Source organism: Agromyces sp. CCNWLW203, from assembly GCF_036576125.1.
In the GTDB taxonomy this organism is placed as follows: Bacteria; Actinomycetota; Actinomycetes; order Actinomycetales; family Microbacteriaceae; genus Agromyces.
In genome coordinates this window covers 259,584-271,837 of the sequence record NZ_JAZHYX010000004.1, presented here as the reverse complement: position 1 = coordinate 271,837, position 12,254 = coordinate 259,584, and the positions used below count along the sequence as shown (strand labels likewise).

Annotated in this window: 11 protein-coding genes and 1 tRNA gene; 9 read left to right on the top strand and 3 right to left on the bottom strand. The window is 65.6% G+C overall.

Going from position 1 to position 12,254, the window contains the following annotated elements; genetic code table 11:
• The first annotated feature begins 57 nt into the window (after window positions 1–57).
• From VPH61_RS11580 to VPH61_RS11545, 8 genes are all read left to right on the top strand, one after another.
• Entirely contained in the window at window positions 58–513 is a 456-nt protein-coding gene (locus tag VPH61_RS11580) for a hypothetical protein (RefSeq protein WP_332063638.1), read from the top strand.
• A gap of 49 nt (window positions 514–562) precedes the next feature.
• Window positions 563–1,885: a diaminopimelate decarboxylase gene (gene lysA, locus VPH61_RS11575; protein ID WP_332063637.1), complete on the top strand. Its 1,323-nt coding sequence runs from the start codon at window positions 563–565 to the stop codon at window positions 1,883–1,885.
• A 170-nt stretch (window positions 1,886–2,055) separates the two neighbouring features.
• Window positions 2,056–3,597 carry an ABC transporter substrate-binding protein gene (locus tag VPH61_RS11570; protein ID WP_332063636.1) on the top strand — a complete coding sequence of 514 codons (1,542 nt, stop codon included), beginning with the start codon at window positions 2,056–2,058 and terminating at the stop codon, window positions 3,595–3,597.
• Window positions 3,590–4,723 (top strand): ABC transporter permease, encoded by a 1,134-nt coding sequence (locus VPH61_RS11565; RefSeq protein ID WP_332063635.1) that lies wholly within the window; start codon window positions 3,590–3,592, stop codon window positions 4,721–4,723. The genes VPH61_RS11570 and VPH61_RS11565 overlap by 8 nt, the downstream gene beginning before the upstream one ends.
• A complete protein-coding gene (locus VPH61_RS11560; RefSeq protein WP_332063634.1) occupies window positions 4,720–5,601 on the top strand; it encodes an ABC transporter permease in 882 nt (293 codons plus the stop codon). Before VPH61_RS11565 ends, VPH61_RS11560 begins: the two co-directional genes overlap by 4 nt.
• Window positions 5,598–6,428, top strand: coding sequence for an ABC transporter ATP-binding protein (locus VPH61_RS11555; protein WP_332063633.1), 831 nt, complete (start codon window positions 5,598–5,600; stop codon window positions 6,426–6,428). The genes VPH61_RS11560 and VPH61_RS11555 overlap by 4 nt, the downstream gene beginning before the upstream one ends.
• Window positions 6,425–7,207 (top strand): ABC transporter ATP-binding protein, encoded by a 783-nt coding sequence (locus VPH61_RS11550; RefSeq protein ID WP_332063632.1) that lies wholly within the window; start codon window positions 6,425–6,427, stop codon window positions 7,205–7,207. The genes VPH61_RS11555 and VPH61_RS11550 overlap by 4 nt, the downstream gene beginning before the upstream one ends.
• Window positions 7,207–8,496: a dipeptidase gene (locus tag VPH61_RS11545; protein WP_332063631.1), complete on the top strand. Its 1,290-nt coding sequence runs from the start codon at window positions 7,207–7,209 to the stop codon at window positions 8,494–8,496. The genes VPH61_RS11550 and VPH61_RS11545 overlap by 1 nt, the downstream gene beginning before the upstream one ends.
• Before the next feature lie 81 nt (window positions 8,497–8,577).
• On the opposite strand, the gene VPH61_RS11540 is transcribed toward VPH61_RS11545, so the two are convergent.
• From VPH61_RS11540 to VPH61_RS11530, 3 genes are all read right to left on the bottom strand, one after another.
• Window positions 8,578–8,650 (bottom strand) — tRNA-Arg (locus VPH61_RS11540).
• Window positions 8,651–8,716: 66 nt separating this feature from the next.
• Window positions 8,717–9,898: an ROK family transcriptional regulator gene (locus tag VPH61_RS11535; protein ID WP_332063630.1), complete on the bottom strand. Its 1,182-nt coding sequence runs from the start codon at window positions 9,896–9,898 to the stop codon at window positions 8,717–8,719.
• 16 nt (window positions 9,899–9,914) lie between these two features.
• Window positions 9,915–10,535 carry an iron ABC transporter ATP-binding protein gene (locus VPH61_RS11530; protein ID WP_332063629.1) on the bottom strand — a complete coding sequence of 207 codons (621 nt, stop codon included), beginning with the start codon at window positions 10,533–10,535 and terminating at the stop codon, window positions 9,915–9,917.
• A gap of 39 nt (window positions 10,536–10,574) precedes the next feature.
• Here VPH61_RS11530 and argS point away from each other — a divergent pair, with 39 nt between their 5' ends.
• Window positions 10,575–12,248 carry an arginine--tRNA ligase gene (gene argS, locus VPH61_RS11525; RefSeq protein WP_332063628.1) on the top strand — a complete coding sequence of 558 codons (1,674 nt, stop codon included), beginning with the start codon at window positions 10,575–10,577 and terminating at the stop codon, window positions 12,246–12,248.
• The last annotated feature ends 6 nt before the right edge of the window (window positions 12,249–12,254 follow it).

Genomic DNA, 12,254 nt, shown 5'->3' with positions numbered 1-12,254 from the left:
ACCGCCGAAGAACCCGGCGAGCTCGTTCGCGAGGGCGAAGAGCGGCTCGGCACCGCGATGGAAGTGGGTGTCATCGCTGTGGCCCCGCTCGCCGAGCAACCGGGCGACCAACGCATCGAACACCCTCCAGCTCACATGCTCCGAGACCCGGATGAAAGGAATGCTGCATGTCTCGGCTACCTCGGCGAGCAGGGGGGCCTCGCCGTCGTGGCACTTGATCGCGATCGCCGAGTAGTGGGACCGCTTCGCCATGGTCGCGAGATCGGTCAGGCTCTGGGGCGAGATCTCAGAAGCCGAGGGTGCGAGCAGCAGTCTGTCGGGTTCATCTCGCAGTTCATCGAGCGCGTCATGGAACTCGGCTCCCAGCACGCGCCGTGTCGCGTCGGCGTCTCCGATCAGCGTTGCGGTCTGGGGGCCGAGTTCGGCGAGGAGTTCACGGAGCTCGATGCCCGAAGGATTTGGAGAAACAACGACATCCATCTCGCTAATCTATATCGAAACTACAAATTTTGACCGCTGTTTCCGACCTAGACTGCCGGAGCAGTGGATCGATTGGAGTGGTATGACGACGGAGACCGTGGGATCGAAACCCGAGATCGCGGGCACCCGGTTGGGCGCACTCTGGGAGGTCCTCCCCGAGGAGTCCGGGGTGAACGACGACGGAGTCCTGAAGATCGGTGGTGTTTCGGTCGCTGAGCTCGCGTCGGAGCATGGCACCCCGCTGCACATCATCGACGAGGCCGGGCTTCGTCGCCAGATACAGCGCTTCGCCGTTGGACTGCGCCGGCGCTGGCCGAATTCCGAGGTGCTGTTCGCCTCGAAGTCGCTCCCGATCGTCGCGATGTACCGGGTCGCGCAAGAGGAGGGCATCTCCGTCGACGTTGCGGGCGGTGGCGAGCTGCAACTCGCCTTGGCGGCGGGCGTTGCGCCCGAACGGCTGTACTTCCACGGCAATGCGAAGACCGACGCAGAACTGCGCATGGCGCTCGACGCGGGAATCGGCACGATCATCGTCGACAATGAAGACGAGCTGGATCGCCTGGAGCGCCTCCTCACTCGCTCCCAACGGCTGTTGTTGCGAATCATCCCGGGCGTGGATGCCGTGACGCATGCCTCGCAGGCCACCGGGGGCCTCGACTCGAAGTTCGGCTTGCCGATGGATCAGGCGCTCGTCGCGATCCGGCGAATGCAGGCGCACCCTCTGATGGAATTCGAGGGCGTCCACCTGCACATCGGCTCGCAGATCCTGAATACGGAGCAGTTCGCCGAGGCGGTGAAGAAGATCTCGAGCGCGGGCGAGTTCTCGATCTACGATGTGGGTGGCGGCCTCGGGGTGAAGTACACCTACGAGGATGACGCTCCGTCGGTCGACGAGTACCTCGATGCGATCGTCTCGGCCGCCCGGGATCATCTGCCTGCCGATGCCAAGCTCATCATCGAGCCCGGTCGTTCACTGGTCGCGCGTGCCGGGGTTACGTTGTACCGAGTGACTTCGGTGAAGCGCACAGGCAAGATATTCGTCGCTGTCGACGGCGGCATGGCAGATCAGCTCGACGTGGCCCTCACCGGGCAACGCTTCGAAGCAGTTCTGGGCAACCGCATGAACGAAGCCTGGGTGGAATCGGTACAACTCGTCGGCCGCCAGTGCGAGTCGGGAGATCTGCTGGTGGACGGACTGGATCTGCCGGTCGCCAGGGTGAACGACTTGGTGGCCATGTCGACGACGGGCGCCTACTCCTACAGCATGACCAACAACTACAACGGCGCGCTCAGGCCCGCAGTCGTCTTCGTCGAGGATGGCGAGTCACGTCTTGCTGTGCGGCGCGAGACCTACGACGACCTCCTCTCACTCCATTCTCCGGTTCGATTTCCGGAGGCTCCATAGGGAGCGGGAGCGCCCCTGATCTCGAGGGGTTGCCAAGGGACCACGTCCAAACAATGGGAGAACCAGCAGCGTCACCAGGGAATCGAAGGTGTGTCTGCTTGAGCAACGCTGGCTCTCCAAATCACAGAAGAGAGCAAACGATGAAAACCACCCGTATAGGAATTGCTGCGATGGCAATCCTCCTCTCCTCGACGCTGATCGGCTGTGCTGCCGATGCCGACCGGGGCGAGAGTTCGCAAACAGATGCCGTCGTCGTCGATACTTCCTTCGACATCAAGACGCTGGACCCCGCGCGATCATTCGAGCCGACGGGCTCGATCGTGAATCACGTACTGTACGAAACCCTGCTGACTTTCGACGGCGATGATGTGTCTGCACCGATCGACGGGCTCGCCAGCTATGAGCTGTCTGATGAGGATCGCGTCGTCACTCTCACGATGAAGGGTGGTTCAACGTTCTCGGACGGGACGCCGGTGACGGTGGACGACGCAGTGTTCTCGCTGAATCGTGTGAAGCAGATCGCGGGAAACCCGTCGTTCATGCTGGACGGGGTCGAGGTCGAGAAGACGTCGGACGACACGTTGACGCTGACGTCGGAGGAGCCGAACCCGACGCTCGTGTACCTCTTGCCGAACCCCAGCCTCGGAATCGTGAACTCGAAGGTGCTGCAAGGGAACGGCGGCTCCGCCGAGTCGGATGACACGGCAGAGACGTTCCTCAACGAGACATCGGCCGGATCCGGCCCCTATGTACTCGAGAGTTTCGACGCAACGTCTCAGATCGTGCTCACGGCCAACCCGGAATTCCAGGGGGAAGCGCCCGGCAGCTCTCGCATCGTCTTGCGCAACGTGAGCGGCGAGACGCAGAAGCTGAACGTGCAGTCAGGTGAATCGCAAGTGGCGATCGACTTGAATCCCGACCAGGTCGCCGAGCTCGATACCGACGAACTCAATGTCGAGACCGCCGCGTCGCGGTACACGGTGTACATGATGATGAATCAGGACTCAGCAGTCAGCACCGCGACATCCGACCCGAAGTTCGCCGCTGCCGTCAAGTCCGCAATCGACTACGACAAGATCCTCGCCCTGGGTGGCGAAGGTGCAGAGCGTCCCGGTGGCCTCGTTCCGACCAGCCTCCTCGGCGCACTTCCCGTCGAGCAGGGCAACAGCTTCGACCAGGGTGCTGCCGAAGAACTCCTCGCAGCATCGGACTATTCAGGTGAGGAAGTCGTACTTCACTACGCGAATGACACGACCGTGGCAGGGATCGCACTGGAGCCCATCGCGCTCAGCGTCCAGTCCGATCTCAAGGCCGTCGGCATCGATGTCGCCCTTGCTCCTGCCCCGGAGGCGACCGAACTCGACAACTACCGCAGCGGCGGAGAGGCGATGGGCATCTGGTCCTGGGGAGCGGACTTCCCGGACCCGTCGAACTACTTCGTCTTCCTTCCGGGGGAGAACGTCGGCTCGCGGGCGATGTGGGAAACGGGTGCCTCAGCGAACCTCGATGCGCTCCGTGCCGAAGCCGTCGCAGCCTCGGGTGTAGACGAGCGGAACACCGCATTTCAGAACCTTCAGGTAGCACTCAACGAGGAGGGACCGTTCATCCCGCTGCTTCAGCCGGCTCTGCACATCGTTACCGCGAAGTCCATCGCCTCGGTCGACTCGAACCTCGTCTGGACGGTAGATCTCGCAAGCATTCGGTATGAGTGACACCGAGCTCCGAACCGACCCGAAGGCTCTGACGCCACCACCGCCTGAGATGTTGATCGCTCAGGAGGATCGTGAACGCGGGACCTCACCGAGCAAGCGGCATATGCCGCCGCTTGCTCGGTACGTCTCACTGCGACTGTTCATGGCCGTGATTCTCGCCTTCGGGGTGACGCTCATCACCTTCGCGTTGGCGAACCTCGTGCCGGGGGATCCAGTGCAAGCGGCGCTCGGGGAGCAGGCATCGAACAACCCGGCGATCGTCGAGCAGTTCCGCGAAGACATGGGCCTGGACCAGCCGCTGCCCGTGCAGTACGTCACGTACATGACGAACCTGTTCCAGGGTGACCTGGGTGTATCGACGCAGACGAAGACGCCGGTCGCCGAAGAACTGGCGTCGGCGTTTCCGGCCACTGCGGAGCTTGCCATCGCGGCGATACTCGTAGCCATTGTCATCGGCGTGGCACTCGGGCTCTGGGCTGCGCTCCGACGAGGCCGTGCCATCGATCACCTGATCCGGGTGGTCAGCCTTGTGGGCATCTCGGTGCCGACCTTCTGGTTGGCGATCCTCGTCTATTTCTTCTTCTATTCTCAGCTTCGACTCCTGCCCGGATCGGGGCGGCTCTCTCCGCTGACCATTCCGCCACCGAATGTCACCGGGTTCTACACGGTCGACTCGGCATTTGCCGGGCAGTGGACGACGTTCGGAGACGCCGCCCTGCACCTCGTCATGCCGGCTTCGGTGCTCGCGCTCGGCGCGATAGGCCTGCTCACCCGCTTCTCGAGATCTTCGGTTCTCGAGGTGCTCAATCTGGAGTACATCAAGGCGGCGAGCGCGAAGGGCCTGCCGGCGCGCACGGTCATCTTGAAGTACGTCCTCCGGGGGGCATCCGTTCCGATCATCGCGGTCACCGGCATCGCATTCGGTTCGCTGCTGGCCGGCGCCGTGCTCACCGAGCAGGTCTTCGCGTGGCACGGCATCGGCGAGTTGGCGTACAACGCCGCCACCAGGCTCGATCTTCCCGTGGTCATGGGCGTCGGGCTGCTCGTCGGGATCACCTACATCTGCGTCAATCTGATCGTCGACCTCATCTACGGTGTCGTCGACCCGAGAGCGAGGGTGTCATGACGGTCGACACGCAAGCGCTCGTCGCGTCTCGCCGATCGTTCCGGGTTCCGGCAGCCCTACGCTCGCCCCTGGGGTACGTCGGTGTCGGGATCGTTCTCATCTGGGCGTTCATCGCAGTCGCGGCACCGTGGCTCGCACCCTTCGACCCGCTCGCCGACGATTTCCCACGGCTTCAGCCGCCGGATGCAACGAACCTGATGGGGACCGACGCCATCGGCAGAGATGTACTGTCACGGGTGATGTTCGGTGCTCGGACCTCGATGCCCCTGGCTTTTCTCATCGTCGCCAGTTCCATGGTGATCGGATCCACCATCGGAGCCATAGCCGGTTACTTCGGCAAAGCGGTGGACGAGATCCTGATGAGGATCACGGACGTCGTGTTCGCATTCCCCTCGATCATCCTGGCCATGGTGATCGCCGCTGCACTCGGCCCGAGCCTGACGAATGCATTCATCGCGTTGGTGTTCGTCTCGTGGCCGAGTTATGCGAGGGTCGCACGTTCGCTCGTGATCGTCGCACGGAAGAACGACTACGTGGTCGCGGGGCGACTCCTCGGCGCAGGCCCGCTCACCTCGTTGCGACGGGATGTCATGCCGAACGTCACCTCGCCCTTGCTGGTGCTCGGATCCTTGAACGTCGGCACAGCGGTGCTCGAACTCGCGGGCCTGTCGTTCCTGGGTCTCGGCGCGATCCCGCCACTTCCCGATTGGGGCGCCGCCGTTTCAGAGGGCGTGCATCACTTCTCGTCATGGTGGATCTCGTTGTATCCGGGGCTCGCGATCCTCACCGTGGTGGTCGCATTCAATCTCATCGGAGATTCACTCCGTGATTCCCTCGATCCGTCCACTGCCAAGCAAGTCAAGGGAGGTCGGCTATGAGCAACGGAATCGCCGTGAGGAACCTGACCCTGGAAGTCGGCGAGACGCAGATCATCCGGGACATCAGTTTCGACATTCCGGCCGGCCAGATCACCGGTCTCGCGGGCGAATCCGGATCAGGAAAGACCATGACCGGGATGTCCATCTGCGGGCTCCACCCCAAACAGGGCCGGCGCGGCGGGTCGATCGCGTTCGAGGGCCGCAACCTGCTCGACCTCTCCGAACGGGAGATGAATGGCCATCGCGGGAAAGACATCGCGATGATCTTCCAGGATCCGACGGCGTCGCTGCACCCGATGCTCCGAATCGAGTCGCAGCTCACCGATCATCTCCGCTTCCACGAGGGTGTCTCCCGACGCGCGGCGAGAACGCGGGCGATCTCGCTGCTGGGTTCGCTGCAGGTTCCCGACCCCAGTTCGGCACTCAGAAAGTACCCGCATCAGTTCTCCGGCGGTCAGCTCCAGAGGATCGCCATTGCGTCTGCGATGATCTGCAACCCGAAGGTCCTGATCGCAGACGAGCCGACGACGGCACTCGATGTCACGGTACAGGCAGGGATCCTCCGACTCCTGCGGGGGCTCTGCGATGAGTTCGGCCTCGCGATCCTGCTGGTGAGTCATGACCTCGGAGTCATGTCGGCTGTCGCCGACACCCTCATCGTGATGAGACACGGCAAGATCGTGGAATCCGGGACCCGATTCGACGTGATCACTTCGCCCCAGGAACCATACACACGAGCACTCATCGAATCGCTGCCATCGGTTGTCTCTCCAACCGTCGACTCCCCGGCACAGACTTCGACTGCGACCCGATTCGAGGCGAAATGAGTACCCCGTTGTTGTCTGTTCAGGGCCTCACCATCACGTATCGACGACCGGGGCTGGAGAGGATCGTTGCAGCGAACGACGTCTCCTTCTCGCTCGAACGAGGCGAAGTGCTCGGCCTCGTCGGTGAGTCGGGGTGCGGAAAGTCAACACTTGCCCGCGCAGTCTGCGGACTGGAGCGATCGGAATCAGGGCAGATCCTGTTCAATGGAAATCAGGTGAAGCCCCTCAAGAATCGACGCCGGCCACCTCATCTCATGGGCATCCAAATGGTGTTCCAGAACCCCTACGCCTCCTTGAATCCCAGGAGAACAGTGGCGAGTCAGATCGAAGACGGGATCAGGGCGAGCCCCAAAGCCGAGCGCTGGAGTGTTACCGAGCTCCTGGAAGAGGTAGAACTCGAGCGATCTGCGGCGACCAGGTTTCCGCACGAGTTCTCTGGAGGGCAACGTCAAAGGATCGCCATCGCCCGAGCGATTGCGGCGGGCCCCGACCTGCTCATCGGCGATGAGCCGATCGCGTCCCTCGATGCCTCGCTCCAGTCGAAGATCGCTCTCCTGATGAGGAAGCTGGCGTTCGAAAGCGATGCCGCGCTGCTCTTCATCTCGCACGACCTCGCGGTGGTGCGAGTCGTCGCCGATCAGGCGGCGGTCATGCAGCGAGGTCGAATAGTGGAACGTGGTCCAGTGGCGGAAATTTGGGAGCACCCGCAAGACCCGTACACTCAACGGCTCCTCTCGGCGATTCCGGTGGTCGATGGCCTGGGAAGGCTCCCGGGCTGATGAATCAACACGGAACCCGGGACGTCCTTGCATGGGTGTCGGAGTTGCTCACCGAGTCGATGCTCATCGACGGTCACAACGACCTCCCGTCGAGGCTGAGGAAGGTCGCGGGATATTCCGTCGAACGATTGGACGATGAACGCCAGGACGTGCACACCGACCTGGTGAGGCTTCGCCGGGGGATGGTGGGCGGGCAGTTCTGGTCGGTCTGGGTTCCGTCGCACCTCGACGAAGATGCTGCCGCCGCGGCGACGCTCGAACAGATCGACGCTGTCTACCGTCTCGCCTCCCGGTACCCCGACGAGATCGGGATCTCGTTCACCGCCGATGGGGCGACCGAGCAGTTCGCTCGGGGCCGCATCGCGTCCCTCATCGGCATCGAGGGAGGGCACTCCATTGCAGGCTCGCTTGGGGTGCTCCGCATGTTCGCCAGGCTCGGCGTGCGATATCTCACACTCACTCACAACGACGACACCGACTGGGCAGCGTCGGCGACCGGAATGGATCCAGGTGCCGGGCTCAGCCTGCAGGGTGAGGCGATCCTGCGTGAAATGAACCGAATCGGTCTCATCGTCGACCTCTCTCACACCGCGGAGTCGACGCAGCTCGACGCTCTCCGAGTCGCCGAGGCCCCCGTCATCTTCTCGCACTCATCGCTTCGCCGGCTGACGGATCACCCTCGAAATGTCTCCGACCGTGTGCTTTCGCGTCTCGTTGCGAACGGAGGCGTGCTGCAGTGCACTTTCGTTCCCGAGTTCGTCTCCTCCGAGGTGGCGCAGTGGGATCTCGACCGCCGCGAGGCATGCACCAGTCTCGGCATCGAGCCCGGCAACGACGGAAACGTCCTTGGTACGAAACCGCACTATCCCAGCGCCCCGATGCCCGCTGAATCGCCACACGAGACCTTGGCCAGGAACGCTCGGGAGCGGGCACTCCGCACTCTGCCCATCTCCGATGAGCAACGGGCGTCGCTGCTGGAATGGGATGCGAAGAATCCGAGGCCATCTGCCACGCTCGCCCAGGTCGCCGACCATTTCGATGCGGCCCGCGAGCAGGTCGGGATCGACCATCTCGGAGTCAGCGGAGATTACGACGGTACCGACGAATTTCCGCGGGGACTTGAGAACGTGAGCCGCTACCCGTACCTCTTCGCAGAGTTGGCGAACCGGAATTGGTCGAGGTCGGACCTGGTGCGTATTGCCGGCGAGAACATCCTCCGTGTCATGCGTGATGTCGAGCAGGTCGCGTCAGAACCGATGTGGCCGACCGCAGTACGAGTCGAGGAATAGCCTCAACCATACGGTTCGTGCTTCGAGATACAAGAACACCCGGTCGGATTGGAATACATCTGACCGGGTGTCTTTCTGTCGTGCCCCCGGAGGGATTCGAACCCCCGACCTACGGTACCGGAAACCGGCGCTCTATCCCCTGAGCTACGGAGGCGCACAGCTAGAGACACTACCACTTTCGCACACCACCCTCGGACTCGCCGGCGGGCTGCGAACGACCTCAGGAGAGGCTGAGACGGGCGACCGTTCCGAGCAGGTCGTCGCGCACCTTCGCCGTCAGGAACGCACGCGCCCCGTGCAGCACGGGGTCGTGGTCGATGCTCGTCGCGACGACCTCGGGATACCACCGGCTGATGCTCCGGATGCCGCGCTCGACGGCTTCGGCGAGGGGCTGGCCGCCGACGATCGCGGTGGGGCCCGCGAGCACGAGTCGGCCCGGGTCGAGGGTTGCGAGCAGCGGCAGCGAGATGTGCGCCACGCGCTCGCCGATCTCCTCGACGATGGCCGCCCGCTCGGGGCTCGCGGCGATCGCGTCGAGCGCCGAACGGTGGTCGGTGTCGTCGAGCCCGTGGGCGGCCGCGATGCGGCGCACGGCCACGGCGCCCGCGAGGTCTTGACTCGTGACGGCGTGCTCGTCGAGCGCCTGGGCCGCGGCCGACAGCGGGAGGAAGCCGATCTCGCCCGCGCCGCCGAAGCTGCCGCGGTGCAGGTCGCCCGCGACGTCGAACGACGCGCCGACGCCGTTGCCGAGCCAGAGCAGGGCGAAGACGTCGCGACCCTCGCCCGCACCCGACTCGCGCTCGGCGATCGCCGCGAGGTTCACGTCGTTCTCGACGAACACCGAGACGCCGAGCTCGGCCTCGAGCGCGTGCCGGAGGCCGCTGATCGGCCAGCCGGGGAGCGTCTCGCTGAACAGCGTGCCCTCCTCGCCCGGGTCGACGTAGCCGGCCGTGCCGATGCAGACGGTGTGCACGACCGAGGGGTCGGTGCCAGCGGCCTCGCTCGCGTCGCGGATCGCGGCGGCGACCTCGCGCACCGCGTCGCGGTCGGCCGGGTCGCGGGAGAGAGGGGTGCGCACGACCGGCCGCTCGCCGCCGGCCGCATCCACGACCGAGGCGCGGAGTTCGTCGGCCTCGATCGCGATGACGACGCCGAGGGGGCGATCGGTGCGCGCGGCATACAGGGTGGCGCTGCGGCCGGGGTTGCCGGCGACCTGGCCGCGCTCCTCGACGACGCCGGCGGCGATCAGGCGGGTCATCATCATCGACGCCGTGGGCTTGGAGACGCCGACGAGCTCGCAGATGCGGTTGCGGGTGAGCGGCCCGTGGTCGAGCAGCGCCGAGAGCCCGACGCGGTCGTTGACCGCGCCGAGCCACGAGGGGGTGCCCTGAGCTGATCTCATCGTCGTCGCGCGTACGTCAGGCGGCGGGGAGGTTGGCGAGCACGTCGGCGACCAGTTGGCCGGCGTCGCCGGGTTCGAAGAGCGCGGCCGAGCGGATCACGATCCAGTACGGGCCGCTGAAGACCTGCACCTCGCCGCTGCCGGCGGCCTGGGTGAAGTAGCCCTCGAGCGTGGGCGGGGTGCCGTAGGTGGGCACGGGGGTCGATTCCATCGCGGCGTCGCTCTGGTGCGCGAGCAGGGCCGCGGGCGGCGGCGTCGCGACGCCGACCTCGATGATCTCTCCGCTCGTCTGGTTCATCCAGCCGCACGCGGTGCCGGCCTCGTCGACCACGGAGGCCATGTGCTCGCCCGAGGGCTCGAAGTCGGGGGCGGTGCCGAAGTTCGGGTTGAAGGCGTACACCTGATCGGGCGTGAGCAGCGCGTCGCACTCGATCGCGAAGGGCACCGCGGGCTCGGCGGTCTCGGTGGGCACCGGTGACGAGGACGAGTCCGGCGTCTCGCTCGCCGTCGGCGGGGCGGTCGTCTTGTCAGGTTCGGCGGCGTCGCCGGTGCATCCGCTCAGCAGCATCACGGATGCCGCGAGCGCGACTGCGACGACGGCGGGACGGGTGCGGGACAGACGGTGCGAGCGCAGCATGTGACGAACCTTATCAATGGCGGCGGGTAGGATTTGCGGGTGACTCCCGCCGATCTTTCGCACGCCCTGTACGCCCTCGTCCTCGCCATCGTCGAGCGACGTCGCGCTGCGGGCGACGAGGTCGCGTTCGACCTCACCGCGAACGATGTCGCGCTCGAGCGCCCGAAGAACCGCGAGCACGGCGACTGGGCCTCGAACATCGCGATGCGCGTCGCGAAGCCGCTCGGCGTCAACCCGCGTGAACTCGCGACCGAACTCGCGGCGGGCCTCGCCGGCGTCGACGGCGTCGCGAGCGCCGAGGTGGCGGGCCCGGGCTTCATCAACGTGCGGCTCGACGCCGCGGCCGCCGGTGCGCTCGCGAAGACCATCGTCGAGGCGGGACAGGGCTACGGCACGAGCGAGACCCTCGCCGGCAGCGTCATCAACCTCGAGTTCGTCTCGGCGAACCCCACGGGGCCCCTGCACATCGGCCACACCCGCTGGGCGGCGCTCGGCGATTCGATCGGCCGGGTGCTGCGCGCAGCCGGCGCAGAGGTCGCCAACGAGTACTACATCAACGACGCCGGCAACCAGATGGAGACGTTCGGCGCCTCGGTGCTCGCCGCGGCGAAGGGGGAGCCGACCCCCGAGGGCGGCTACCCGGGCGCCTACATCGGCGAGCTCGCGCGCCAGGTGCTCGAGCGGGAGCCGAAGCTCCTCGAACTCGATCACGCGGTGGCGCTGCACACCGCGACCGAGATCGCCTATGAACTGCAGCTCGCCGAGATCCGCGCCTCGCTCGCCCGCTTCAACGTGCACTTCGACGTGTGGACGAGCGAACGGCGCCTCCACCGCAAGGGCGACGACGGCCTCTCCGACACCGACACCGCGGTCGAGCGACTGCGCGCCCAGGGCCACGTCTTCGAATTCGACGGCGCCGTCTGGGTGCGCACGACCGACTTCGGTGACGACAAAGACCGGGTCATCCGCCGCGCCAACGGCGTCTACACGTACTTCGCCGCCGATGCCGCCTACTACCTCGACAAGAGCGATCGGGGCTTCGCGCACAAGATCTACCTGCTCGGCGCCGACCACCACGGCTACGTGCACCGTCTCAAGGCGCTCGCCGGCGCGGCGGGCGACGACCCCCAGCGCGACATCGAGGTGCTCATCGGCCAGCTCGTCTCGATCAACGGCGCCAAGCTCTCCAAGCGCGCCGGCAACATCATCGAGCTCGACGACCTGCAGGCCTGGCTCGGCACCGACGCGCTGCGTTACACGCTCGGCCGCTACCCGGCCGATTCGCCCCTCACGATCGACCCCGAGATCCTGCAGCGCCGCACGAACGACAACCCGGTCTTCTACGTGCAGTACGCGCACGCCCGCACGTGCGCGGTCGACCGCAACGCGGCATCCGTCGGGCTCGACCGGTCGTCGTTCGCGCCCGAGCTCCTGACCCACGAGACGGAGTCGGCGCTCCTCGGCGCGCTGCAGGAGTTCCCGCGCGTCGTCGCCCAGGCGGCCGAGCTGCGCGAACCGCATCGCGTGGCCCGCTACATCGAGGAGCTCGCGGGGCTCTACCACCGCTGGTACGACAACTGCCGGGTGCTGCCGCTCGGCGAGGAGCCGATCGGCGAACTGCACCGCACGAGGCTCTGGCTGAACGACGCGACGGGTCAGGTCATCCGCAACGGCCTCGAACTGCTCGGCGTGTCGGCGCCCGAGCGCATGTGACCCACG